The 24,403-nt window shown below is 73.2% G+C and carries 25 protein-coding genes and 1 pseudogene; 16 read left to right on the top strand and 10 right to left on the bottom strand.

Going from position 1 to position 24,403, the window contains the following annotated elements; genetic code table 11:
- Nucleotides 1–4 precede the first annotated feature (4 nt).
- From EES41_RS03835 to EES41_RS03775, 13 genes are all read left to right on the top strand, one after another.
- Nucleotides 5–1,789 carry a nickel-dependent hydrogenase large subunit gene (locus EES41_RS03835; RefSeq protein ID WP_008742979.1) on the top strand — a complete coding sequence of 595 codons (1,785 nt, stop codon included), beginning with the start codon at nucleotides 5–7 and terminating at the stop codon, nucleotides 1,787–1,789.
- The gene (locus EES41_RS03830; RefSeq protein WP_123075663.1) at nucleotides 1,786–2,307 is read left to right on the top strand and encodes a hypothetical protein; all 522 of its coding nucleotides are present in this window, start codon (nucleotides 1,786–1,788) and stop codon (nucleotides 2,305–2,307) included. The genes EES41_RS03835 and EES41_RS03830 overlap by 4 nt, the downstream gene beginning before the upstream one ends.
- Nucleotides 2,308–2,555: 248 nt before the next feature.
- A complete protein-coding gene (locus tag EES41_RS03825; RefSeq protein WP_174261792.1) occupies nucleotides 2,556–3,170 on the top strand; it encodes a DUF5947 family protein in 615 nt (204 codons plus the stop codon).
- Nucleotides 3,167–3,868 carry a DUF6084 family protein gene (locus EES41_RS03820; protein WP_123075661.1) on the top strand — a complete coding sequence of 234 codons (702 nt, stop codon included), beginning with the start codon at nucleotides 3,167–3,169 and terminating at the stop codon, nucleotides 3,866–3,868. Before EES41_RS03825 ends, EES41_RS03820 begins: the two co-directional genes overlap by 4 nt.
- Nucleotides 3,865–5,289, top strand: a complete 1,425-nt coding sequence (locus EES41_RS03815) for a hypothetical protein (protein WP_123075659.1) — start codon at nucleotides 3,865–3,867, stop codon at nucleotides 5,287–5,289. Before EES41_RS03820 ends, EES41_RS03815 begins: the two co-directional genes overlap by 4 nt.
- Nucleotides 5,286–5,819, top strand: a complete 534-nt coding sequence (locus EES41_RS03810; protein ID WP_123075657.1) for a hydrogenase maturation protease — start codon at nucleotides 5,286–5,288, stop codon at nucleotides 5,817–5,819. The genes EES41_RS03815 and EES41_RS03810 overlap by 4 nt, the downstream gene beginning before the upstream one ends.
- A gap of 261 nt (nucleotides 5,820–6,080) precedes the next feature.
- Nucleotides 6,081–6,503, top strand: coding sequence for a hydrogenase maturation nickel metallochaperone HypA (gene hypA, locus EES41_RS03805; RefSeq protein WP_123075655.1), 423 nt, complete (start codon nucleotides 6,081–6,083; stop codon nucleotides 6,501–6,503).
- 3 nt (nucleotides 6,504–6,506) lie between these two features.
- Nucleotides 6,507–7,331: a hydrogenase nickel incorporation protein HypB gene (gene hypB, locus EES41_RS03800; RefSeq protein ID WP_123075653.1), complete on the top strand. Its 825-nt coding sequence runs from the start codon at nucleotides 6,507–6,509 to the stop codon at nucleotides 7,329–7,331.
- Nucleotides 7,331–9,709, top strand: coding sequence for a carbamoyltransferase HypF (hypF, locus tag EES41_RS03795; RefSeq protein ID WP_123075651.1), 2,379 nt, complete (start codon nucleotides 7,331–7,333; stop codon nucleotides 9,707–9,709). Before hypB ends, hypF begins: the two co-directional genes overlap by 1 nt.
- Nucleotides 9,678–10,094: a HypC/HybG/HupF family hydrogenase formation chaperone gene (locus EES41_RS03790; RefSeq protein WP_123075649.1), complete on the top strand. Its 417-nt coding sequence runs from the start codon at nucleotides 9,678–9,680 to the stop codon at nucleotides 10,092–10,094. The genes hypF and EES41_RS03790 overlap by 32 nt, the downstream gene beginning before the upstream one ends.
- Nucleotides 10,091–11,275 carry a hydrogenase formation protein HypD gene (hypD, locus tag EES41_RS03785; RefSeq protein WP_123075647.1) on the top strand — a complete coding sequence of 395 codons (1,185 nt, stop codon included), beginning with the start codon at nucleotides 10,091–10,093 and terminating at the stop codon, nucleotides 11,273–11,275. The genes EES41_RS03790 and hypD overlap by 4 nt, the downstream gene beginning before the upstream one ends.
- Entirely contained in the window at nucleotides 11,268–12,329 is a 1,062-nt protein-coding gene (gene hypE, locus EES41_RS03780; RefSeq protein ID WP_123075645.1) for a hydrogenase expression/formation protein HypE, read from the top strand. Before hypD ends, hypE begins: the two co-directional genes overlap by 8 nt.
- A 42-nt stretch (nucleotides 12,330–12,371) precedes the next feature.
- Complete coding sequence (locus tag EES41_RS03775) at nucleotides 12,372–13,223, top strand: aldo/keto reductase (RefSeq protein ID WP_123075643.1); 852 nt, start codon at nucleotides 12,372–12,374, stop codon at nucleotides 13,221–13,223.
- A gap of 26 nt (nucleotides 13,224–13,249) precedes the next feature.
- On the opposite strand, the gene EES41_RS03770 is transcribed toward EES41_RS03775, so the two are convergent.
- From EES41_RS03770 to EES41_RS03755, 4 genes are all read right to left on the bottom strand, one after another.
- Nucleotides 13,250–13,627, bottom strand: coding sequence for a hypothetical protein (locus EES41_RS03770; RefSeq protein WP_123075641.1), 378 nt, complete (start codon nucleotides 13,625–13,627; stop codon nucleotides 13,250–13,252).
- Nucleotides 13,628–13,801: 174 nt separating this feature from the next.
- Complete coding sequence (locus tag EES41_RS03765) at nucleotides 13,802–14,053, bottom strand: EF-hand domain-containing protein (RefSeq protein WP_123075639.1); 252 nt, start codon at nucleotides 14,051–14,053, stop codon at nucleotides 13,802–13,804.
- A 117-nt stretch (nucleotides 14,054–14,170) separates the two neighbouring features.
- Nucleotides 14,171–14,791 (bottom strand): L-threonylcarbamoyladenylate synthase, encoded by a 621-nt coding sequence (locus EES41_RS03760; RefSeq protein WP_037794591.1) that lies wholly within the window; start codon nucleotides 14,789–14,791, stop codon nucleotides 14,171–14,173.
- A gap of 101 nt (nucleotides 14,792–14,892) precedes the next feature.
- A complete protein-coding gene (locus tag EES41_RS03755; RefSeq protein WP_123075637.1) occupies nucleotides 14,893–15,951 on the bottom strand; it encodes a YncE family protein in 1,059 nt (352 codons plus the stop codon).
- A gap of 171 nt (nucleotides 15,952–16,122) precedes the next feature.
- Between EES41_RS03755 and EES41_RS03750 the strand changes: the two genes are divergently transcribed.
- Nucleotides 16,123–17,019 carry a LysR family transcriptional regulator gene (locus tag EES41_RS03750; protein ID WP_123075635.1) on the top strand — a complete coding sequence of 299 codons (897 nt, stop codon included), beginning with the start codon at nucleotides 16,123–16,125 and terminating at the stop codon, nucleotides 17,017–17,019.
- Between the two features lie 4 nt (nucleotides 17,020–17,023).
- Here the strand turns inward: EES41_RS03750 and EES41_RS03745 are convergent.
- Nucleotides 17,024–18,478: pseudogene (locus EES41_RS03745) on the bottom strand (alpha/beta hydrolase family protein).
- Between the two features lie 206 nt (nucleotides 18,479–18,684).
- Here EES41_RS03745 and EES41_RS03740 point away from each other — a divergent pair.
- Nucleotides 18,685–19,137 (top strand): hypothetical protein, encoded by a 453-nt coding sequence (locus tag EES41_RS03740; RefSeq protein WP_250570253.1) that lies wholly within the window; start codon nucleotides 18,685–18,687, stop codon nucleotides 19,135–19,137.
- A 34-nt stretch (nucleotides 19,138–19,171) separates the two neighbouring features.
- Here EES41_RS03740 and EES41_RS03735 read toward each other — a convergent pair whose 3' ends face one another.
- On the bottom strand, nucleotides 19,172–19,894 hold the full coding sequence (locus EES41_RS03735) for an aspartate/glutamate racemase family protein (RefSeq protein ID WP_123075631.1): 723 nt from the start codon (nucleotides 19,892–19,894) through the stop codon (nucleotides 19,172–19,174).
- Between the two features lie 163 nt (nucleotides 19,895–20,057).
- Between EES41_RS03735 and EES41_RS03730 the strand changes: the two genes are divergently transcribed.
- Nucleotides 20,058–20,561, top strand: coding sequence for an FBP domain-containing protein (locus EES41_RS03730; RefSeq protein ID WP_123075629.1), 504 nt, complete (start codon nucleotides 20,058–20,060; stop codon nucleotides 20,559–20,561).
- On the opposite strand, the gene EES41_RS03725 is transcribed toward EES41_RS03730, so the two are convergent.
- From EES41_RS03725 to EES41_RS03710, 4 genes are all read right to left on the bottom strand, one after another.
- A complete protein-coding gene (locus tag EES41_RS03725; RefSeq protein ID WP_123075627.1) occupies nucleotides 20,551–21,861 on the bottom strand; it encodes a PP2C family protein-serine/threonine phosphatase in 1,311 nt (436 codons plus the stop codon). The two genes, EES41_RS03730 and EES41_RS03725, sit on opposite strands and share 11 nt — an antisense overlap.
- A gap of 60 nt (nucleotides 21,862–21,921) precedes the next feature.
- A complete protein-coding gene (locus EES41_RS03720) occupies nucleotides 21,922–22,473 on the bottom strand; it encodes a DUF6328 family protein (RefSeq protein ID WP_123075625.1) in 552 nt (183 codons plus the stop codon).
- Between the two features lie 54 nt (nucleotides 22,474–22,527).
- A complete protein-coding gene (locus EES41_RS03715; protein WP_123075623.1) occupies nucleotides 22,528–22,914 on the bottom strand; it encodes a VOC family protein in 387 nt (128 codons plus the stop codon).
- Between the two features lie 91 nt (nucleotides 22,915–23,005).
- Nucleotides 23,006–24,256 carry a phospholipase D-like domain-containing protein gene (locus EES41_RS03710; RefSeq protein ID WP_123075621.1) on the bottom strand — a complete coding sequence of 417 codons (1,251 nt, stop codon included), beginning with the start codon at nucleotides 24,254–24,256 and terminating at the stop codon, nucleotides 23,006–23,008.
- Nucleotides 24,257–24,403: the final 147 nt, after the last annotated feature.

Below are 24,403 nucleotides of genomic sequence, written 5' to 3'. Positions count from 1 at the left end.
CAAGATGGCACCGAAGACGAAGGCGGCCGGCGACGGCAGCGGGCTGGTCGAGATGGCCTGGGATCCGATCACCCGGATCGTGGGCAGCCTCGGCATCCACACGAAGATCGACTTCAAGCAGAAGCGGGTCGCGGAGTGCTACAGCACCTCGTCGGTCTTCCGCGGGTACAGCGTCTTCATGCGCGGCAAGGACCCCCGCGACGCGCACTTCATCACCAGCCGCATCTGCGGTATCTGCGGCGACAACCACGCCACCTGCTCCGTGTACGCGCAGAACATGGCGTACGGCGTGAAGCCGCCGCACCTCGCCGAGTGGATCATCAACCTCGGTGAGTCGGCGGAGTACATGTTCGACCACAACATCTTCCAGGAGAACCTGGTCGGGGTCGACTACTGCGAGAAGATGGTCCGCGAGACCAACCCGGGCGTCCTGGAACTCGCCGAGCGCACCCCTTCCCCGCACGCCGGCGAACACGGCTACAAGACCATCGCCGACATCATGCGCTCCCTCAACCCCATCGAGGGCGAGTTCTACCGCGAGGCGCTCCAGGTGAGCCGCTACACGCGCGAGATGTTCTGCCTGATGGAGGGCCGCCACGTGCACCCCTCCACCCTCTACCCGGGCGGCGTCGGCACCATCGCCTCCGTCCAGCTCTTCACGGACTACATGAGCCGCCTCATGCGGTACTGCGAGTTCATGAAGCGCGTCGTCCCGCTCCACGACGACCTCTTCGACTTCTTCTACGAGGCGCTGCCCGGGTACGAGGAGGTCGGCCGCCGGCGCGTCCTGCTCGGCTGCTGGGGCGCCCTCAACGACCCCGAGTACTGCGACTTCACGTACGCCAACATGACCGACTGGGGACGGAAGATGTTCGTCACCCCCGGCGTGGTGGTGGACGGCAAACTGGTCACCAACGACCTCACCGAGATCAACCTCGGCATCCGCATCCTGCTCGGCAGCTCGTACTACGACGACTGGCAGGGCCAGGAGAAGTTCGTCACCCACGACCCGCTCGGCAACCCGGTCGACGCCCGCCACCCGTGGAACCAGCACACCATCCCCGCCCCGCAGAAGCGGAACTTCGACGACAAGTACAGCTGGGTGATGTCGCCGCGCTGGTTCGACGGCAAGGACCACCTCGCCCTCGACACCGGCGGCGGCCCCATCGCCCGCCTGTGGTCCACCGCCCTGTCCGGCCTTGTGCACACCGACTACGTACAGGCGACCGGCCACAGCGTGGTCATCACCCTGCCGAAGACGATGACCAAGCCCGAGACCCGCTTCGAGTGGAAGATCCCGAAGTGGAGCAACGCGCTGGAGCGCAACCGCGCCCGCACGTACTTCCAGGCGTACGCGGCAGCCATCGCGCTGCACTGCGCCGAGAAGGGGCTCGCCGAGGTCCGCGCCGGACGCACCCAGACCTGGGAGAAGTTCGAGGTCCCGGACGAGGGCCTGGGAGTCGGCTTCACCGAGGCCGTCCGCGGCGTGCTCTCGCACCACATGGTGATCCGCGACGGCAAGATCGCCAACTACCACCCGTACCCGCCGACCCCGTGGAACGCCAGCACCCGCGACACCTTCGGCACGCCCGGCCCCTACGAGGACGCCGTGCAGAACACCCCGATCTTCGAGGAGAACACCCCGGAGAACTTCAAGGGCATCGACATCATGCGCGCCGTGCGCAGCTTCGACCCCTGTCTGCCGTGCGGCGTCCACATGTACGTCGGCAGCGGCAAGACGGTCAAGCAGATGCACGTCCCCACCGGCCTGAGCGGGCTGGGCGGATGAGCGCCGCCGTCACCGACGCCCGGCAGGCGGGCCGGCGGGTCGACGAGGTCCTCGACCGGCTCGCCGCCACCGGCGACCGGGAGGCGAGCGCGGCCGCCGAGGAACTCGTGCGGGTGCTCATGGAGTTCTACGGCGCCGGGCTCGCCCGCGTCGTGGAGCGGATGGGGCAGGGAACGCTGTCCGGGATGCTGGACGACGAGCTGGTGGCGGGGCTGCTGGCGCTGCACGACCTGAACCCCGAGGACCTGCCCACCCGGATCGGGCGCGCCCTCGCGACGGTACGGGAGCCGGTCGAGCTGCTCGGCATCGACGAGGCCACCGCCACCGTGCGGCTGCGCACCGAGGAGAGCGGCGGCTGCGGATGCGGCGGTTCGGGCGACGCGGCGCGACAGGCCGTCGAGGACGCGCTGGCCTGCTTCGCGCCCGAAGTGACCGTGGTGGAGCTGGAAACGGCCCCGAAGTCCGCGCCGCTGCTCCAGATCGGCACCCGCCCGCAGACCCCGGCACGGGTGCGGTGAGCGCCTTCCACGCGGGAGACGCCCCTGCCGCGTCGCGGGGCGTCCCGATCTCCCCGGGCGCGGCCGGTACGTCCGGCGCATCCGGCGCATCCGGTACGCCCGGCGCGTCCGGCCAGCCCGGCCAGCCCGGTACGGCCGGTACGCCCGGCCAGCCCGGTACGCCCGGCGCCGCCGGTGCGTCCGGCCTGGCCGGGCCGTTCGGGCCGCACGGGCCGTTCGGCGGTCGAGGGACGGGCGGTGCGCGCGGGTTGCGGCGGTTCGCGGGGCGCCGGGCGCCCCGGCCCGAGGTCTGCGAGCTGTGCGGGGTGGCGGTCGCCGAGGACGCCCACCGCCACCTCGTGGAGGTCGAGAAGCGCTCCCTGGTCTGCGCCTGCACCGCCTGCGCCCTGCTCTTCGACCGGCCGGGCGCCGGCGGCGGCCGGTTCCGCCTCGTCCCGCGCCGCTACCTCGCCGACCCCGGGCACCCGCTCGACGACGGCGCCTGGGAACTGCTGCAGATCCCGGTCGGCGTCGCCTTCTTCTTCCGCAACGCCGCCCTCGACCGCCTCGTCGCGCTCTACCCGAGCCCGGCGGGCGCCACCGAGAGCGAACTCGACCCCGAGACCTGGCAGACCGTACTCGGCGCCGGCCGGCTCGCCGCGCTCCTCGAACCCGACGTGGAGGCGCTGCTGCTGCGCCGCGCCGAGGGCCGGACCGAGTGTTACCTGGTGCCGATCGACATCTGTTACGAACTCGTCGGGCGGATGCGGATGCTGTGGACCGGCTTCGACGGCGGAGCCGAGGCCCGGGCCGCGCTGGGGACCTTCTTCGAAGCGGTCGAACGGCGCGCCAAGGTCCCGGCGGGGGAGGAGCGCCGGCCATGACCGACTTCACCTTCACCTGCACCGGGGTGCGCGCCGACCCGTACGCCGCCGGCCCGACGCTCGTCTTCCGGCTGCGCGTCACCGCGACCGCCGGAACCCGCGTCCACGCCCTCGCGCTGCGCTGCCAGATCCGCATCGAACCGGCCCGGCGCGGCTACGGCCCCGGTGAGGCCGCCGCGCTCCACGACCTGTTCGGGGAGCGCTCGCGCTGGGGCACCACCCTCCAGCCCGTCCAGTTCGCCCAGGTCTCCGTCATGGTCCCCAGCTTCACCGGGGAGATCGAGACCGACGTGCCCGTGCCCTGCTCCTACGACATGGACATCGCGGCCGGCCGCTACTTCAGCGCCCTGGAGGACGGCGAGGCACCCCTGCTGATGCTGTTCTCCGGCACCGCCTTCACCGGCGCCGGGGGCTTCCACGTCGAACCCGTGCCCTGGGACCGCGAGGCGTCGTACCGGATGCCCGCCCCGGTGTGGAAGGAGATGATGGAGCAGCACTTCCCCGGCTGCGGCTGGCTCAAGCTGCCCACCGACACCATGGACGAGCTGCTCGCCTTCCGCTCGCGGCACTCGCTCGCCTCCTGGGAGGCGACCGTACGGACCCTCCTGGACGCCGCCGTGCTCGCCGAGCCCCCGCCCCCCGGCCCCGGCCGGGCCGGCCCCGTACTGCCGCGTGCCGCCGAGAGGACCGCGCCATGACCACCACGTCCTCCCTGCCCGCCTCCCGGTTCGACGTCGCCCGCCAGGTCGCCGACGCCGTCCTCTTCGAGGGCTACGTCCTCTACCCGTACCGGGCCTCGGCCGCCAAGAACCGGCTGCGCTGGCAGTTCGGCGTCCTCGTCCCGCCCGCGTGGGCCCCCGCGCACGAAGAGCACTCGTTCCAGCGGACCGAGATCGTGATGGAGCCGCGCGGCGAGGCCACCCTCGCCGTGGAACTCCGCTTCCTGCACGCCCGCCGCCGCACCGTCCAAGAGGCCCGTGCGGACGGCTCGTTCGCCGAGGTCGCCGAGCTCCAGCTGCCCGACCGGGTACTCGTCCCCTGGGACGAGGGCGCCGAGGAGCGGATCGACCTGACCGTTCCCGTGGCCGAGCTGGAGGCCGGGGAGGTGTCCCTGCCCTTCGCCCGGCCCGCCGGCGAGGAGACCGAGCCCGTCGTCGACGCCGACGGCCGGGAGATCGGCCGCCTGGTCCGGCGCAGCGCCCGGATCGACGGGGTGCTGCGCCTGCGGGCCGAGGAACTCGGCGTCCCCTACCGGGCGTTGAAGCTCACGGCCGTCGTGGAGAACACCAGCGCCTGGACCCCGCCGCGGCAGGGCGCCGACCGGGACGCCGCCCTGCCGCACTCACTGGTCGCGGCCCACCTGCTGCTCGGCCTCAGCGCCGGGTCCTTCCTCTCCATGACGGACCCGCCCGAGTGGGCCAAGGGCGTCGTCGCCGACTGCGCCAACCGGCACACCTGGCCCGTGCTCGCCGGGGAACCCGGCCGCGCCGACGTGGTGCTCTCCTCCCCGATCATCCTGGAGGACCACCCCGCCATCGCCCCCGAGAGCATCGGGGCCATGTACGACGCCACCGAGATCGACGAGATCCTCGCCCTGCGCACCGCGGCCCTGACCGACCAGGAGAAGCGCGAGGCGCGCGGCACGGACGCCCGCGCCGCCGCCGTGATCGACCTCGCCGACACCATGCCCCCCGAGGTGCTCGACCGCCTCCACGGCGCCGTGCGGGCGCTGCGGGAGATCACCGGGCCGGGCGCGCCCGCCGACGACCGGATCCCCGAACTGTGGGAGGAGGAAGCGGTGTTCAAGCCCGACACCCCCTGGTGGGACCCGGCGCGCGACGACACCGCGGACCCCGCCCGCGACCGGATCCCGATCGACGGCGTCCTCGTCGGGGTCGGCAGCCGGGTCCTGCTGCGCCCGGGCCTGCGGCGCACCGACGCCCAGGACCTGTTCCTCCGGGGCCACACCGCCCTGGTCGAGGCCGTCCTCCACGACGTCGACGGAGGGGTGCACCTCGCCGTCACCGTCGAAGGCGACCCGGGCGCCGACATCCGCCGCGAACAGGGCCGGTTCCTCTACTTCCAGCCCGACGAGGTAGCCCCCCTGGAGGTCAGGTGAACGGCCGGATCCTGATCGCCGGCATCGGCAACGTCTTCCTCGGCGACGACGGCTTCGGCGTCGAGACCGTCCGGCGGCTGACGGAGCCGGGGCGCCGGCTGCCGGAGCACGTCGAGGTGGTGGACATCGGTGTCCGCGGCGTCCACTTGGCCTACCAGCTCCTCGACGGCTACGACACGCTCGTCCTGGTGGACGCCACCGCCCGCGGCGGCGCCCCCGGGACGCTGTACCTGATCGAGGCGGCCGAGCCCGGCTCCATCGCCCCCGGCAGCCCCGTACTCGACGGACACCACATGTCGCCGGACGCGGTGCTGGCCCTGCTGGGCACCCTGTGCGCCGGCACCGGCGCCGCCCCGCCCCGGCGCACCTGGGTCATCGGCTGCGAACCCGCCTGCCTGGACGAGGGCATCGGCCTGAGCGACCCGGTGGCCGCCGCCGTGCCGGAGGCCGTACGGATGATCGTGGACCTGGTCCGGGACGAGGCCCGGCGGCCCGTCCCGGAGGACGACCGCAACGCCGCCGCCACCTGAGGAGAATCGAGAACCCCATGAAGAAGGCCATCTTCGGCGGCGTGGCCGCCGCCGCGCTCGCCGCCGCACTGACGGTGCTCCTCCCGGACATCCAGCGTTACCTGCGCATCCGCCGGATGTGACCCGCGGCGCCGGGGCCGCCGCTCGCACCCCTGTGACGCCCCGGCGCCGAATGGCGTACGGGGCGTCGGCGCGTCGGCGTGCCCGAGCGCGCCCCCCGCCTCCGGCCGGTCTAATGAAGCCCGGCAGGACGGAGCCCCCATGCACGAGATGTCGATCGCCATGGCCGTAGTGGCCCAGGTCGAAGAAGCCGCCCGGAGCGGCGGCGCGACCGCCGTCACCTCGGTCCGGCTCCAGATCGGCGAACTGGCCGGCGTCGTACCCGACGCCCTGGCCTTCTGTTTCGAACTGGCCTGCGCCGGCACGGTCCTTGAAGGCGCCGAACTCGTCACGGAACCCGTGGCCGCCCGCGCGCACTGCGGTGCCTGTACGGACGGCTGGGCGGTCGGCATGCCGCCGCGGCTGGTCTGCCCCCGGTGCGGCCGGGCCACGGACGTCGAACTCCGTTCCGGGCGCGAGTTGCAGATCCTCAGCGTGCGCTGGGAGGACGGCCTTGCCCACGTCCCGCCCGCCGCCGCCCACGCGGGGAACCCCGCCCGCGAACCGATCTCCGAGGAGCGCTGAACCATGTGCCGTGTGGTCGACCTTCAACAGGCGGTCCTCGCCAAGAACGACACGACCGCGCACGCCCTGCGCACCGAACTCACCGCCCGTGGCACCACGGTCGTCAACCTCCTGTCCAGCCCGGGCAGCGGCAAGACGGCCCTGCTGGAACTGGAACTCGGTCTGGCGCGGCAGCGGAAGGTGCCGGTCGCCGCCCTGACGGCCGACCTCGCCACCGAGAACGACGCGGTGAGGCTGGCCCGTTCGGGCGTCCCGGTCAAGCAGGTGCTCACCGACGGGCTCTGCCACCTGGAGGCCGGGATGCTCGGCCGGCACCTGGACGGATGGCTCGCCGACGACACCCGGCTGCTGTTCGTGGAGAACGTCGGCAACCTCGTCTGCCCGGCCTCCTACGACCTCGGGGAGTCGCTGCGCGTCGTCCTGGCCTCGGTCACGGAGGGCGAGGACAAGCCGCTGAAGTACCCGACGGCCTTCGGGCTGGCCCACCTCGTCGTCGTGACGAAGACCGACATCGCGGCCGCGGTGGAATTCGACGAGGCGGCCTTCCGCGCGCACGTCCAGCAGGTCAACCCGGGGGTGGAGGTGGTGCTGACCTCGGCCCGCTCCGGGGCCGGCGTGGGCGAACTGCTGGAGCGGGCGCTGGCCGTCGGCGACGGCGCGGCGGTGCACCAGCCGGTCATGGCGGGGCAGCAGCACGGCCACCACCACCATCACCACGACCACAACGGTCACGACGGCCACGACCACGGGCACCACGGCCACGACCACCGTGACGGCCACGGCGCCGGTCACGGCCACACGCACCCCGCCGCGGCGCAGACCCGCTGATGGAGGCCGTCCAGCGGCGCCGGGTCACCGTGCGGGGCGTGGTGCAGGGCGTCGGGTTCCGCCCGTACGTCTACACCCGCGCTACCGGACTCGGGCTCGCCGGGCACGTCACCAACACCCCCGACGGCGTCGTCGCCGAGGTCGAGGGCGCCCCCGCGGCCGTCTCGGCCTTCTGCGAGCGGCTCGCCGCCGAGGCCCCGCCGCTGGCCGTCGTCGACGCCGTCGACCACTGCGAGGTCCCGGTCGCGGGCGGCGCCGGCTTCACCATCGTCGCCTCCCGGTCCGGCGGCCCGGCCCGTACGCTCGTCTCCCCGGACGTCGCCACCTGCGCCGACTGCCTGGCCGAGCTGGCCGATCCCGCCGACCGCCGCCACCGGCACCCCTTCATCACCTGCACGCACTGCGGACCCCGCTTCACGATCGTCACCGGGCTGCCCTACGACCGCGCGCACACCACCATGGCCCGCTTCCCGATGTGCGCCGACTGCGCCCGCGAGTACGCCGACCCCACCGACCGGCGCTTCCACGCCCAGCCGGTGGCCTGCCCCGCCTGCGGACCCCGGCTGCGCCTCCTCGCCGGCACCCCGCCCCGCGAGACGGCCGGCGCCGACCCGGTCGCCGAGGCGCGCCGACTGCTGGCCGACGGGGCGATCCTCGCGGTCAAGGGGCTCGGCGGATACCACCTGGCCTGCGACGCCGCCCACCCCGGGGCCGTCGCCGAGCTGCGCCGCCGCAAGGACCGCGGGGCCAAGCCGTTCGCGCTGATGGCCCGCGATCTCGCCGACGTCGAGGACCTCGTCCGCATCGGCCCCGAGGAGCGGGCGCTGCTCACCGGCGGGGTACGGCCCATCGTGCTGCTGCGCCGCCGCCCGGGTGGCCCCCCGCTGCCCGGGGTCGCCCCCGGCAGCCCCGACCTCGGCGTGATGCTCCCGTACACCCCCGTCCACCACCTCCTGCTCGGCCTGGACGGCGATCCGCAGGGCCCGCGACTGCTGGTGATGACCAGCGGCAACCTGTCGGGCGAGCCCATCGTCACCGACGACGCCGAGGCCCTGGACCGGCTCGGCCACCTCGCCGACGCCTGGCTCACCCACGACCGCCCCATCCACGTCCCCTGCGACGACTCCGTGGTGCGCGTCTGCGACGGCGAACCGCTGACCGTGCGCCGCTCCCGCGGCTACGCCCCGCTGCCCCTCACCCTGCCGTGGCCGGTCCCGCCGACCCTGGCCACCGGGGGCGACCTGAAGAACGTCTTCTGCCTCGGCGAGGGCAGCCAGGCCTGGCTCTCCGCGCACATCGGCGACATGGACGACTTGGCCACCCAGTACGCCTTCGAACGCGCCGAGCGACAACTGGAGTCCATCACCGGCGTGACCCCCGTCCTGCTGGCCGCCGACCGGCACCCCGGCTACCGCTCGGGGCGGTGGGCCCGGCGCAACGCCGGGGCCCGTCCCCTCGTCGAGGTCCAGCACCACCACGCGCACATCGCCTCCGCCATGGCCGAACACGGTCTCGACGGCAGCGGCCGGGTGATCGGCTTCGCCTTCGACGGCACCGGCTACGGCGACGACGGCGCCGTATGGGGCGGGGAGGTCCTCCTCGCCGACTACACCGGGTACGAGCGGTTCGCGCACCTCGGCTACGTACCGCTGCCCGGGGGCGACGCCGCCGTACTGCGCCCGTACCGGATGGCCCTGTCCCATCTGCGCGCCGCCCGGATCGCGTGGTCGCCGGACCTGCCCTGCGTGGCGGCCTGCCCGCCCGACGAACTCCGCGTACTGGCCCGCCAGTTGGACCGGAACCTCAACTGCGCCCGGACCTCCGGCATGGGGCGGCTCTTCGACGCCGTCTCCTCCCTCGCCGGCATCTGCCAGCTCGTCGGATACGAGGCCCAGGCCGCCGTGGAGCTGGAGGCGGCGGCCCTGTCGGCGCCGCCCGCCGGGGCCGCCGGCGGCTACGCCTTCGCCCTGAGCGACGGGTCGGCGCGGGGGGCCGGCGCCCCGGTCACGGCCGACCCGGCGCCCGTCCTCGCCGCGGTGGTGGCCGACGTACGCACGGGCACGCCGCCGGCCCTGATCGCCGCGCGCTTCCACACCGCGGTCGCCGCTCTCGTGGCCGCGCTCGCGACCCTGGCCCGCGAACGCCACGACCTGCACACCGTCGCCCTCAGCGGCGGGGTCTTCGCCAACACCCTGCTCTCCGCAGCCTGTTCGAGCGCCCTGCGCGAACGGGGCTTCACCGTCCTGCGCCACCACCGGATCCCCCCGAACGACGGGGGACTGGCACTCGGCCAGCTGATGGTGGCCGCGGCGCGCACCACGCCACCCCCACAGCAAGGAGAGGTCCATGTGTCTGGCGGTACCCGGCAGAGTGCTTGACATCGGGGAGAAGGACGGCACCCGGATGGCGACCGTCGACTTCGGCGGCGTGGTCAAGGAGGTGTGCCTGGAGTACCTCCCGGACCTCCAGGTCGGCGAGTATGCCATCGTCCACGTCGGCTTCGCGCTCCAGCGCCTCGACGAGGAGTCCGCCAAGCAGACCCTGGAGCTCTTCGCGCAGCTCGGCATGCTCCAGGAGGAGTTCGGCGATCCGTGGGAGCAGGCCGCGGCGGCCGGGGGCGAGCCCTGGCCGTTCACGGACGACCCGGCCGACGACCCGGCCGGCGGCGTACCGGCGGAGCCGGCGCCGGCCCGGCGGCAGGAGCCGGTGCTGGAACTGGGCCGGCAGGAGCAGCAGTCGGAGCGGGAGGCGCGGCAGCCGTGAAGTACATCGAAGAGTTCCAGGACCCCGAGCTGGCCCGCCGCCTGCTCGACGACATCCACGCCACCGTCACCCGGCCCTGGGCCCTGATGGAGGTCTGTGGCGGCCAGACCCACACCATCATCCGGCACGGCATCGATCAACTCCTCCCCGAACAGATCGAGTTGATCCACGGACCGGGCTGCCCGGTGTGCGTGACCCCGCTGGAGGTCATCGACAAGGCGCTGGAGATCGCCTCCCGCCCCGAGGTCATCTTCTGCTCGTTCGGCGACATGCTCCGCGTCCCGGGCAGCGGCCGCGACCTCTTCCGGGTACGCAGCGAAGGGGGCGACGTACGCGTCGTCTACTCCCCGCTCGACGCCCTGCGGATCGCCCGGCAGAACCCGGACCGCGAGGTGGTGTTCTTCGGCATCGGCTTCGAGACGACCGCGCCGCCCAACGCCATGACCGTGTACCAGGCGAAGAAGCTCGGCATCCCGAACTTCAGCCTCCTGGTCTCCCACGTCCGGGTCCCCCCGGCCATCGAGGCGATCATGACCTCGCCGAGCTGCCGGGTCCAGGGCTTCCTCGCAGCCGGGCACGTGTGCAGCGTGATGGGCATGGGCGAGTACCCGGAGCTGGCGGCCCGCCACCGCGTCCCGATCGTGGTGACCGGCTTCGAACCGCTGGACATCCTCGAAGGCGTACGCCGGGCCGTGCTCCAGCTGGAGCGCGGCGAGCACACCGTGGACAACGCCTACGCCCGCGCCGTCCGTCCCGAGGGGAACCCGGCCGCGCTCGCCATGCTGGAGGACGTCTTCGAGGTCACCGACCGGGCCTGGCGCGGCATCGGCGTCATCCCGCGCAGCGGCTGGCGGCTGTCCGCGCGCTACCGGGACTTCGACGCCGAGCACCGCTTCTCGGTGACGGACATCGCGACCCTGGAACCGGCCGAGTGCCGCAGCGGCGAGGTGCTCCAGGGGCTGATCAAGCCGCACGAGTGCGAGGCCTTCGGTACCACCTGCACCCCGCGCAACCCGCTCGGCGCCACCATGGTCTCCAGCGAGGGCGCGTGCGCCGCGTACTACCTCTACCGGCGCCTGGACATCGCGGCGGCCCGCAAGCCGCAGACAGAGACCGCATCCGAGACCGCACCCGAGTCCGCACCCGAGTCCGCGCCGCTGGAGGCGAGCCCCGTTGTCTGACACCGCTCTCGACGTCACGGGCTGGACCTGCCCGGCCCCCCTGCGCGACCACCCCCGCGTGGTGATGGGCCACGGCGGCGGCGGAGCGCTGTCCGCCGAACTCGTCCGGCACGTCTTCGCCCCCGCCTTCGGCGGCGAGGTCCTCGCCCAGCTCGGCGACTCCGCCGCCATCACCCTGGGCGGGGCCCGGCTGGCCTTCTCCACCGACTCGTACGTGGTGCGGCCGCTGTTCTTCCCCGGCGGCGGCATCGGCGACCTCGCGGTCAACGGCACCGTCAACGACCTGGCCATGAGCGGGGCCCGGGCCGCCTACCTGTCCTGCGGGTTCATCCTCGAAGAGGGCGTCGAGGTCGCCACGGTGGCCCGGGTGGCCGAGGCCATCGGCGCCGCCGCGCGCGCCGCGGGCGTCGAGATCGCGACCGGCGACACCAAGGTCGTGGAGGCCGGCCACGGCGACGGGGTGTACATCAACACCGCGGGCATCGGCCTCATCCCGCAAGGGGTGGACCTGCGCCCGCAGCGCGTCGTCCCGGGCGACGTCGTCATCGTCAGCGGCGAGATCGGCCTCCACGGGGTGGCCATCATGAGCGTCCGCGAGGGCCTCGGCTTCGAGGCGGACATCGTGAGCGACTGCGCGCCGCTGGGCGGCCTCGTCGAGACCATGCTCGCGGTCACCCCAGACCTCCACGTCCTGCGCGACCCCACGCGCGGCGGCCTGGCGGCCGCCCTCAACGAGATCGCGGCCGCCTCGGACACCGGCGTCGTCATCAACGAGGGCCGCGTGCCGGTGCCCGAGCCGGTGGCGAACGCCTGCGCCATCCTCGGCCTTGACCCCTTCTACGTGGCCAACGAGGGCAAGCTGGTCGCCTTCGTCCCCCGCGAGCACGCCGACGCCGTCCTCGACGCGATGCGCGCCCACCCGCTGGGCCGGCACGCGACCGTGATCGGCGAGGCGGTCGAGGCACACCCGGGCCTGGTCGTGGCCCGCACCGGCCTCGGCGGCACCCGGGTCGTCGACCTGCCGATCGGGGAGCAGCTGCCCCGGATCTGCTGACACCGGCGATCGCCCGAGAGCCCGAGTGACAAGGAAGGTCCCATGCGGAGCGTCACCCTCAACAACGGCGTCCGAATGCCGATCCTCGGCTTCGGCGTCTACCAGATCCCGCCGGAGCAGACCGAGCGGGCCGTCACCGACGCCCTCGCCGCCGGCTACCGGCTGCTCGACACCGCGGCGGCCTACGGCAACGAGGAAGCCGTCGGCCGCGCCGTCAGGAGCAGCGGCATCCCGCGCGGGGAACTGTTCGTCACCACCAAGCTGTGGATCCAGGACGCCCCCGCCGAGGACAACGCCCGCCGGGCCTTCGAGACCTCCCTGACCAAGCTGGGCCTGGACCACGTCGACCTGTACCTGATGCACCAGCCGTTCGGCGACGTCTACGGCCAGTGGCGCGCCATGGAGGACGTGGGCCGGGAGGGCCTGGCCAAGGCGATCGGCGTCGCCAACTTCTACCCCGACCGTCTCCTGGACCTGATCCTCAACAACGAGGTCGTCCCGGCGGTCAACCAGATCGAGACGCACCCGTTCTTCCAGCGCACCGCCGATCAGGAGCTCATGCGCGAGCACGGAGTCCAGCACCAGTCCTGGGGCGGCTTCGCCGAGGGCAAGAACAACCTGTTCACCGACCCCGTCCTCAGTGAGATCGGCGCGGCGCACGACAAGTCCGCCGCCCAGGTCGCGCTCCGCTGGCTGATCCAGCGCGACATCATCACGATCCCCAAGTCGGTGAACCCCGGCCGGATGGCACAGAACCTCGACGTCTTCGACTTCGAACTCGGCGAGGACCAGATGGCCGCCATCGCCGCACTCGACACCGGCGCGTCGGTGTTCTTCGACCACCGCGACCCCGGGGCGGTCGCCCAGCTCGGCAGGCACCGTCTGGACGGCTGACCGGGCGGGGGCGCCCGGTCACCGGCTCAGAGCCGCTCCTCCAGCCGGATCGCCGCCTCAAGGTCTTCCTGGGCCCGGCTGCGCTCGCCCTCGCCCTGCCGCAGTTCCAGGACCACCGCCGCGATGGCGTCGAGCTTGCGCTGGACGGCGTGCTCGGCGCGGCGCTCGGCGTTCTTCAGCAGGGCCAGCAGCAGGAGGGACACGGCGGCCATCGCGTCGCCCGCGAGGTGCTGCCATTCCGTGGGCAGGCCCGCCACGTGGACGGCCACGAAGCCGAGCACCAGCAGGACGCACAGGAGCGAGAAAACGGGGGAACTCGTGAAGTTGGAGGCCAGCTCGGCGAGCTTCTCGAAGCGCCCGACCTGCCCGTCCGCCTTGCGCCGCGCCGGATGTTCGAAGGTCACGCCGTACGCCTTCCCGCTACGGGCCGGGTGACACACCCGAGGTGGCCGGTGGGTGGCCGCGGTAGGGAGGGGGAGTACCGCGGCCACCCGGCGGACCTCGTGGGCCGCTCACCGCACGAGCCGCCACCTCCAGCGTAGGCGGTAGTCGCCGACGCCGCTGGGAGCGTGCCCCGGCTACCAGCCGAAGCGGCGGTCCACCTCGCGGGAGAATTCCTCGAAGCTCAGCACGTCGTCGCCGTTCTGGTCGGCGGCGTCGAACAGGGCCGAGGAGGCGTCCGCGTCGCCCAGGCCCCAGAACGGCAGGTCCCCGCCCGCGGCGAGGGTCGGGCCCTGCGAACGCAGCGCCGTGATCACCTCGGCGCGCGTCAGGACGCCGTCACTGTTGAGGTCGAGCGCGTCGAACAGCTTGCGGGTCTTCTCGCTCATCGCATGGTCCTTCCGGCAGGAAATCGGGCGGACTTTCCCGCCGCCCGACAGCCTATGTCCGCCGCTCGCCGCCCCCGCGGCCCCCTCCCCGCAGGCCGCTCCCCGCAGGGCGCCCGCCTACTCGAACCGGGAGGGGTCGCCCGCACCGCGGCGCACGATCTCCGCCTCGCCGCTGGAGAAGTCGATGACCGTCGTCGGTTCGGTCCCGCACTCACCCGAATCGATCACGCTGTCCACGACGTGGTCGAGCCGGTCCTTGATCTCCCAGCCCTGCGTCATCGGCTCCGCCTCGTCCGGCAGGAGCAGGGTGCTCGACAGCAGCGGCTCACCGAGCTCGGCGAGCAGCGCCTGCGTCACGACGTGGTCGGGGATGCGGACGCCGACCGTCTTCTTCTTCGGGTGCAGCAGCTGGCGCGGCACCTCCTTCGTGGCCGGGAGGATGAAGGTGTAGCTGCCGGGAGTGGCCGCCTTGACCGCGCGGAACACGTTGTTGTCCAGGTTCACGAACTGGCCCAGCTGAGCGAAGTTCTGGCACACGAGGGTGAAGTGGTGACGGTCGTCGAGATTCCGGATGGTCCGGATGCGGTTCAGGCCGTCACGGTTGCCGAGCTGGCATCCCAGTGCGTAACAGGAGTCCGTGGGGTACGCGACGAGCGCGCCGCCCCGGATGGAGTCCGCGATGCTGCTGATGGTGCGCGCCTGAGGATTCTCGGGGTGCACGTCGAAGTACTTCGCCATCCGCCGAGACTACGCGATCAGGCCGCTCCCGCCCCCGGCGGCATCCGGCATGCGGGATCCGACGTGCGCTGCTGCCGGATGCCGCCGGGGGCGGTGCGTCGTCAGGCCCTCGGGACGTACGCGAGGCCGTGCGCTCCCGCACCGTCGCGCCGGCCGACCTCCAGCCGCCCCAGCCGGCGCATCGACTCCAGGTCCACCACGTCCACCGTCGACGACACCACACAGGCGACGTAGCCGGTCCGGCCGTCGGGCGACGAGGTGATGGTGAGCGGGAACAGGCCGACCCCGATGCCGCCGAGGCGCTCGCCACCGTCCCCGGAGAACACGGTCAGCCGCCCCGGGGCGTGCCGGCCGAGCGGGGCACCGGGATCGGGCGCCATGCGCAGCTCGCCCGCGAGGACCCGGCCGGTGGCGGTGTGGTGGACGGGGAAGACGAGGCCCTCGGTGGCCAGCGTGGCGGTGACCTCGGCGCGCGCGGTGTCGATGACCCGTACCCCGTTCGCGGGCCGTTCGCCGTCACCGTCCTCCCGGCCGGCGAACGAGCCGTAGGGCGCCGCCACGAACACCCGGGAACCGTCGCGGGAGACGGCGATGCCCTCGCTGCCCGGGACCTCGATCCGGTCGGTGAGCTTCCCGAGGCCCAGGTCGACGACCGAGACGAAGGGCGCCTCCTTGTTACTCGCGTACCCGGTGGTGCCCGTGGCGTCGACGACGAACCAGTGCGGTCCCGGCGCCCCGGTGTCGATACGGCCGATCGGCCGCCGCGTCGCGGTGTCGATGACCACGACGCCGCCGGAGCGGTCGGGGCCGCCCTCGACGCTCACGTACAGCAGGCCCCGCCCCGCGTCGAGCGCGAGGCCGTGCGGGGCGTGCTCGGGCGCCAGGTCGACGACCTCGACGATCCGGCGGGTGTCCGGGTCGATGACGGTCAGCTCGCTGCGCCGGCCGCTGTTCGCGTGGTAGAAGCCCGACCGGTAGGAGGTGGCGCACCACAGCAGGCGCCGCGTCGGGTCGAAACAGAGCTCGTGGGGCTCGGCCGGCACCTCGACGCTGCCGAGCGGGGTGTGGCGGGCGGCGTCGAAGAAGGAGACATCGCCGCCGCTCTGGCTGACCACCGCCAGTACGTCGCCTTCCGCTCCGGGACGGATCAGTTCCTGCATGTCGACTCCGGTGTGACGCAAGGGGGATGTGCCGCGGATCCGCGGCGCAAGGGGGATGTGCCGCGGATCCGCGGACGAGTCCCAGTCTCGAAGACGGTCGCACCCCCGGGCAATGCAAAGATCAGCATCATATGGTTGCGCCGAACGCAATCATCACCGCCCGGAGTCGCCATGGACCTGAACCTGCTGCGCGCCCTCGACGTCCTCCTCCAGGAGAGCAGCGTGACGCGCGCCGCCGAACGGCTCGGCACCTCGCCCGCCGCCGCCAGCCGCATGCTGGGCAAACTCCGCCGGGCGGTGGGCGACCCCCTGCTCGTGCGGGCCGGCCAGCGGATGGTGCCCACCCCGCGCGCCCTGGAGCTGCGCGACGAGGTCGGCGCGCTCATGCGGCGCACCGACACCCTGCTCACCCCCTCCGCCGGATTCGACGCGGCCCACCTGCACCGGACCTTCACCGTCCAGGCGGGAGACCTGCTGCTGACCGGGCTGGCCGGACCCCTGACCGACCGGGTGGGCGCCGAGGCGCCCGGAGTGGACGTGGTGTTCCTGCCGGAGTCGGGGGAGGGCGGGCCGGGGCTGCGGCTGGGGGACGTGGACGTGGAGCTGGGGGTGCTGGACCACCTCGATCCGGAGACCCGGACCGAGGAGCTGGCCCGGGTGCCCCTGGCCGCCGTCGCCCGCACCGGCCACCCCCTCTTCGACGCGCCGATCGACGCCCGCCGCTTCGCCGAGGCGGGCCACATCGGGATCTCCCGGCGCGGCCGGCGGCTCGGCCCGATCGACGTCGCCCTGGCCCGCCAGGGGCTGCGGCGCCGGGTGGCGGTCGTCGTGCCCGGTCACACCAGCGCGATGATGCTGGCCGCCACCACCGACCTGGTGGCCCTCACCGTGGCCGACTGGCTGCCGGAGACCACCGCCGCGCTCGGCCTGCGGACCTTCCCCGTGCCGCTGGACCTCCCGCCGCTGGACATCGGGATGGCCTGGCACCCGCGCAACGGCGCGGACCCCGCCCACCGCTGGTTCCGGAGCCACGTCCGGTCCGCCGTCACCGGCCGGGCCGTCACCTGACCGGTCAGCGTCCGCCGCCCGGGCGGTGGACGCTCAGCTCCCCGTAGGCCGACAGGGCGGCGGGGAGATCGCCGCCGCCGTCCCGCAGCACGGCGTCGAGGAAGGCGAGGCAGGGCGCGGCGGTGGTGCGCACGCTCTCCGCGCGGCCCAGAGATCCGACCAGCGAGGGCACGGGGGGCAGGTAGAGAGGGGCGTCGGTGAAGGTGAGGTGCGCCGCCCCGGGAACGGTCAGGCGGTAGCCCGTCGCGGTGCCGAGCTCCAGGACCCGGGTGAGCTGCGGCAGGTAGTCGGGGTCGGTCGCCGGGCCGATCTCCTGGGTGAGTGCGAGCACCGGCTGGTGGTAGGGGGCCGGGGCGGGGTCGTGGGGGAAGCCGTCCAGGTCGATGACCGCGGCGAAACCCGGATCCTGGCGGGCCGCCTGTAGGGCGGCGCCACCGCCGAGGGAGTGCCCGGCGGCGGCGACGCGGTCGGCGTCGAGGCGGCCGGCGAGCACGCCCGCCGCCTCCCCGCGCGCGATCCGGCCCAACTCGGCCCGTACGAAGGAGAGGTCGGCGGCCCGGACCGCCGTCCAGCCGGCCGCCCGCCGCTCGTCCTCGGCCGCGTCCCCGCTGGAGCCGACCCGCGTACGGACCACCCTGCCGTCGGCGAGGAGGACCGCGGCGGAGTCGTACGGGTGGTCCACGGCGGCGACCACGTAGCCGTGGGCGGCGAGTTCCTCGGCCCAGGCCGTGTTCTGCGTACGGACTCAGCCCAGCCCGGGTGAGAACAGCACGACGGGGAACCGCCCGCCCCGCCCGGCCACCGGGGCGCCGGGCACGGCGTGCGTACGGGCGCGGCCGAGGCCGTCCAGTACGAACCCGGGGACGCCGGCATAGGCCGCGAGGCCGTCGGAGACGATGCGGGCCTCCCGCTCGGTGGCGCCGAGGCAGCGGGCCCGCGGGGTCCCGGCGGGGCTGTCCCCCGCGGGGTACCAGAGCTGCACCACGACCGTCCGCCGGTCGTCGGGGGCGGCCGTGGCGGGCTCCGGTCGCCCGGGGTCGGTGAGCTCCAAGACGGCCGTACCGACCGGGAATTGGCCCGACGGCTCGGGGAACACCGGCACGGGAAGGGCCCAGGAGGCGACCGGGCCCGCGGCGATCAGCGCGAGGCAGAGCGCCGACCCGGGCAGCGCCAGCCACCACCGCGCCCGGCGCGGCGCCCGCCCGCCGCGCCGGGGCAGCAGCGGGGCGAGCGCGAACGGCAGGGCGGCCGCCGCGCCGACGAACACCGGGAGCAGCTGCCAGCGCGCCCCGATGACACCCGATGCCGCGCCCGACGCCAGGAAGAGCGCCGCCGCGGCGATCGTCACCGGCCGGCGGGCGCCGGCGGGCAGCCAGCGCGCGAGGACCAGCGCGACGGCGGCCGCCACCAGGAGGACTTCAAGGGGGGACAGGGGTAATCCCACGAGGGTTTCCTTCACATGGCGATGCTCGCCGTGCGAGCGGGCGGCTTCATCGCTCTCCGGTCGCGTGCGCCGTACGACCTGAGTCGTACCGGATCCCTTGCGGCGCACCGGCCCCACCGGCGGCCGATTGCGGGGCCCGGCACCCTGTGCCAGCGTGGGTAGCCGGGGAGCTCGGGGACGTGAGGGGCGGGGCGACACCCAATCCCGACGAGGGGAAACTCATGAGGCGCATTCTGAGTACGGCCGTGAGCACCGCCGCGGCGCTGGTCCTGGCCGCAGGCGGAGCCTCCGCGGCGTTCGCGGCGGGCCCGAGCGGTGAACCGAGCGGTCAGCCGAGCGCGGCCGCGGCGGAATTGTGCACCGACCTGACCAAGCTCAACTCCGATACCGCGGCGCTCAACGCGCTGAATCCGTCGACCGCGACGAAGGACCAGGTCAAGACCGCCTACGACGCCGTCCAGAGCGACTGGGAGACGGTCGCGAAGTCCACGGCGACGTGGGAGGCGGCGCAGAAGGACGCGGTGAAGTCCGCCGCGGACGGCCTGAAGAAGTCCTACCAGGCCCTGCCCGGCGACACCACCGGCAGCGATGCCGTGAAGAAGCTGCAGCCGCAGGCCCAGACGCTGGACGCCGCCGTGAAGGCCGCCCGGACCGGACTCAGCTGCCCCTCCTGAGGAAGCCGTACGGAGTCGCCGGCCGGGCGCGTGCTCACGCGCTCCGGCCGGCGGTGCCGGTGCCCGTACTGGCGAGGGCCGCCTCCACGGCGGCCTCCGCGTGGATCCGGGCCGTCGGGAAGACCGGAACGGGGCTGTCCGCCGCGCCGACGAGCAGCTCGATCTCGGTGCAGCCCAGGATGATCCCCTCGGCGCCGTCGGCCACGAGCTCCCCGATGACCCGCCGGTAGTCGGCGCGGGAGTCCTCGCGCACGATGCCCTGACAGAGCTCTTCGTAGATCACCCGGTGCACCAGCGCGCGTCCGGCGGCGTCCGGCACGCGCACGTCGAGTCCGGCCGCCGCGAGCCGGCCGCGGTAGAAGTCCTGCTCCATGGTGAACGCCGTGCCGAGCAGCCCGACCCGGCGCGCGCCGGCGGCCTTGACGGCGTCGGCGGTCGCGTCGGCGAGGTGCAGCAGCGGCACCGAGATCCCGGCCTGGACCTGGTCGGCGACCTTGTGCATGGTGTTGGTGCAGATCAGCACCAGATCCGCGCCCGCCGCCTCCAGGGAGCCGGCGGCCGCCGCCAGGACCTCGCCCGCCTCCGACCAGCGGCCCCCGGCCTGGAGCCGCTCGATTTCCGCGAAGTCGACGGAGTACAGCACGCATCGGGCGGAATGCAGGCCGCCGAGGCGCTCGCGGGTGAGCTCGTTCAGCAGCCGGTAGTACTCGGCGGTCGACTCCCAGCTCATCCCGCCGAGCAGTCCGATCGTTTTCATGGCAGCGCTCCTCGGATTCGGCTCGGGCGAACCCGCCCTTCCATAAGTAATCACCATATCAGCGGCTTGATCCATAAGTATGTCTTTGATACGGTGAAGGGCTCGCGGCGCTGTGGAAAAGTCGGATGACTGCGGTCCGTATCGCCACGTATCGTTGCGTGACATGGACCCGCTCAACGAGAAACAGATCCGTTCCTCCTTCGTGAACTGCACCAAGGGTGAGGCGGCCCGTCTGAAGCTGCCGGCGGATTTCGCCCAACTCCCGTGGAGTGACCTCGACTTCCTCGGCTGGGTGGATCCGGGTGCGCCGCTGCGCGCCCATGTCGTCCGCCCCGGAGCGGACGGCTCCGCGGTCGGCATCACCCTCCGGGTCCCCGCCGTCAACCGCACCAGCGCCCTCAAGTCCAGCGTCTGCCAGATCTGTATGACCGGACACGCCGCCTCCGGCGTCTCGCTCCTCGTCGCCCCGCTCGCGGGCGCCCGCGGCCGCGAGGGCAACACGGTGGGGGTCTACGTCTGCGCCGACCTGGCCTGCTCCCTCTACATCCGGGGCAAGCGGCAGCCCAAGCTGAGGGGTACGGCCCACGAGGAGACGCTGACCGTGGACGAGCGCATCGCCCGCGCCAACGCCAACCTCGACGCGTTCGCGTCGCGCGTCACCGGCTGACGCGGCCCGGCACCACCCCGTCCGGCAGGCCGACGATCGCCTCGACCTCTCCGGTCCGGCGGTCCGGCCCGAGCCACTCGGCCAGCACCACGGTCGCGTCGTCGGCCAGCCGCTCGCGATGGTGGTCGAGGATCGCGTGGGTGAGCCGGCGCAGGGTCTCGGGGACGGGCAGCCCGTCGGAGTGGTGCCGGATGAGGAAGTCCATGAACCCGTCGAGGCCGAACTGGAGGCCGTCGGGATTGCGCGCCTCGGTGATGCCGTCCGTGTACAGCACCAGCCGGTCGCCCGGTTCGAGCTGTTCGTGGCAGACGGTCGTCGCCAGCCCCAGATCGGTTCCCATGGGGTGGCCGGGCGGGCAGTGCAGCAGGGCGGACCAGCGGCCGCCGCGGATCACCACCGGCGGGTGGTGCCCGCGGTTGACCCAGGTCAGCCGGCCGGTCCGGGTGTTCAGATCGGCCAGCACCGCCGTTACGTACCGCTCCCGCCGGAACTCGCCCAGCAGCACCTCCTCGATGGCCTCGCTGGTCCGCGCCAGGTCCATCCTGTGGCGGCGGTTGTTGCGGCTGGTGGCGACCGCGAGGTTGGCGGTCATGCCCGCCGAGGTGTCGTGGCCCATGGCGTCGAAGACCGACAGGTGGAGCACGTCGTCGGCGAGGGCGTAGTCGAAGGCGTCCCCGCCGATCTCGTAGGCGGGCTCCATCACGCCGCAGATGACCACCTGGCCGTCCGCGTACGTCTGCGGCGGCGTGAGGTTCCACTGCATCTCCGCGGCCACGTTCATCTCCCGGGTGCGGACCAGGCGCGCGTGCGCGTCGCTGGAATCCCGCTTGCTCACCACCAGGAGCGCGACCGCGGTGGCCAGCAGCCGCATGCGGCCGGCCGTCGCCCCGTCGTCGCCGGCGGTGGTCACCCGCAGGACGCCCAGCCGTTCCGTGCCGTTCAGCAGCGGCAGCCACCATTGGTGACCGCCCTCCACCCCGCCCGGGCCCTGGGACAGCACCCGGCCCAGCTGGAAGGCCCGGCCGGCCACGGTGGCGTCGATCCGCAGCTCGGCGTCCGCCCCGGAGCCCGCCCCGGCGCCGGGGCCGGTGCCCGGACCGGTGCCTCCCGGGGCGGCGTCCGGCAGCAGCACCAGCAGGCGCTCCTGAAGGTCCGCGAGATAGATCAGCGCGTCCTCCAGCCCGGCGCGCGCGGCGTACGTACGGACCGCGCCAGGCAGGTCGCGCCATGACATCAGGTGACTGGCGGCCAGCAGCCCGCCGAGCAGGTCCGGGGCCCCGGGTGGTCCCTGATCGGCCATGCTCAGCTCCCTAGGTCCGCTCCCTCCAGCGTAAGAGCCGACCCGGAACGCGGCGCGCGGTCAGCGCCGGCCGGCGCCGCGGCCCCGGCCGCGGACCCACAGGGGCAGCGCGAACCAGCACAGCAGGTACCAGAGGAGGACTCCCGCGACGAGCCAGGGAGCGAGCGCGTTGTGCGTGGTCACGCGCAGGACCAGGAACAGGGCGGTGGTCAGGGTCGCCAGCAGCAGCAGGATGCCGATGAAGGTGAGCCGCGAGGCCCACACGACCGTCTCGGGTTTGATCCGGCGGCCCCACACGAGGCGGTGGAAGGCGACGGGACCGATGAGCGCGCCGGTGGCCAGGGAGGCGAGGACCACGGTGACGATGTAGATCGTCGTGTCCGTCTGCGAGAGGCGCCGGAACTCCGTGGTGAAGGCGACGGAGAGCAGGAAGCCGAAGAGGATCTGCACCCCGGTCTGGGCGACCCGGATCTCCTGGACCAGATCCTGCCACTGCCGGTCCGCGCGTTCCTCCGGACTCTCGTCCCTGCCGTCGTCCCTGCCGTCGTTCCGGCCGCCGTCACGCGCGTCGTGCCCGACGGGGTCCGGCCGGGCGTCGCCACTGCTGCTCATCGATCCTCCCTCGGGCGGCACCCGGCTCCTGCCCGCCCGGCCCACCCCCAACCCTCACGGGCGGAACCGGAGCGGATGGTCCGCCGGGACCTCCACGACGGCGATGCGCACGTCGTCCGGGTCGGCGATCCACATCTCGATCAGTCCCCAGGGCTCCCGCAGCGGCGGCCGCAGCACCTCGGCGCCCCGCGCCCGCAGCTCCTCATGTACCGCCTGTACGTCGGCGACTTGGAGCCACAGCCGGAGCCCGGGCGCCGGTGGGTCCTCGGAGCGGCCCGAGACCTCCAGGAAGCCGCCGCCGAGGAAGTACACCGTGCCCCGCTCCGGACCGGTGCCGAACTCGCGGTAGACGGCGAGGCCGAGGGTCTCACCGTAGAAGGCCCGGGAACGCTCCGGGTCCGTGGGGCGCAGCAGGACCCTGCTGCCCAGTACATGCACCATGCGCCGACTGTAGGGCCTGCGCGGTGGTGGCCCCCGGTGAATCGCGGCGGAGCGTCGCTACCGGGTCATGTACGGGCCACCTCACCTCACCTCACCACGCCGCGCAGTGCGGACCCGCCTTGATCGACTCGAAGTTCGCCGCGAACGCGTCGTACACCGCCGCGTCGTCGATCTTCAGCAGCGTCTCGTCGTGCGAACGCAGGTTCGGGAAGGTGTAGTTGTGGCTCCCCGTGAAGACCAGCTTGCGGTGGGCGCCGCCCAGGTAAGTGCCCTCGATCAGCAGGTACTTGGAGTGGATGCCGATCGCCCGGGTCGCCCCGGCGGCATCGGTCGCGGTGCCCGCGCACCGCGCGGTGTAGTCGAGCCGCCCGGCGATCGCGTCCCGGACGCCGTCGCCGAGGTTGCCGTCCTCCCCGTTGTGCAGGAGCTCCACCCGGCAGCCCGCGGCCTTCAGCCCGACGAGCTTGTCCGCCACCTGGGGGCGGGTGAAGGCGTACATGCCGATCCGGACCTTGGTCGCCCCGCCCGCGCAGTCCACGTTGTTCAGCAGCGAGACCACGGTGTCGGTACCGGGGTCGGTGGCGTACGTCGTCCCCGCCTTCTCCTGGCGCGGGAAGAAGTACGTCTTGTACGGGCCCGCGTCCGTGGTCTTGTAGTACGTGGCCAGGCCGTTCCCGGAGGCGCCGTACCCGCGCAGGTCCTGCCAGTACGCCAGGTACGACGCGTACAGGCCGGAGCCCGCGTCCGGGATGGTCACCGCGTTGTTGAAGAGGTTGCGCCGCTGACTGGTGGTCAGGTTCGCGGAGGTCTGGAACACCACCTTCTCGGTGGCGCCGACCTTGGAGAAGAGCAGGAACTTGTTGTGGTTGATGGCGCCGTCGTCGCCCCCGCCCAGGTTCCGGTTGCCGACGCACCCGCGCGTCGCCGGGCAGGCCAGCACCCACGAGTCGGCGGCGAGGTCAGTTCCCAGGCCGGTCGCCGCCGCGAGCGTCGCGTACTCCGAGCCGGTGGGCTTGCCGTCCGGGCCGGTGTCCGCCACCGCGTCACCGTCCACGATGAGCCTGACCTTCACCCCGCGCTTCTTCGCCGAGATCAGCGCGTTGCTGACACCGCCGTCCGTGAACAGGTACATCGAACCGTTGATCTCCGCACCGGCCGGCGTCCGGTTGACCAGGGAGATCAGCTGGTTGCGGATCGCGTCCTGCTGCGCCGCCGTCCCGGCGGGGTCGTTGAAGGTCGCGGTGAGCGCCACGGTGTCGTCCGCGGCGACCGCGCCCGGCGCCTCCAGCAGCGCGGCCCCCAGGATGAGTGCCCCTGCCGCCGCTGCGTTGCGTATGCGCACGCCTTGCTCCGATCTGATCTTCCAACGAGTCGATCTTGGAACCTACCGCACCGCGCGGCACCCGCCGGCGGGCGAGGGTGCCGTGCTCGTCTCCGGTTCTGTTGACTTCGGACGGGGCGGTCAGGATCCTGGCTCTTGCCGTGACCG

Origin of the sequence: Streptomyces sp. ADI95-16, assembly GCF_003721495.1 — a bacterium.
Taxonomy (GTDB): domain Bacteria; phylum Actinomycetota; class Actinomycetes; order Streptomycetales; family Streptomycetaceae; genus Streptomyces; species Streptomyces goshikiensis.
The sequence above is the reverse complement of the archived record's forward strand: the minus strand, read 5'-3'. Positions and strand labels throughout refer to the sequence as shown.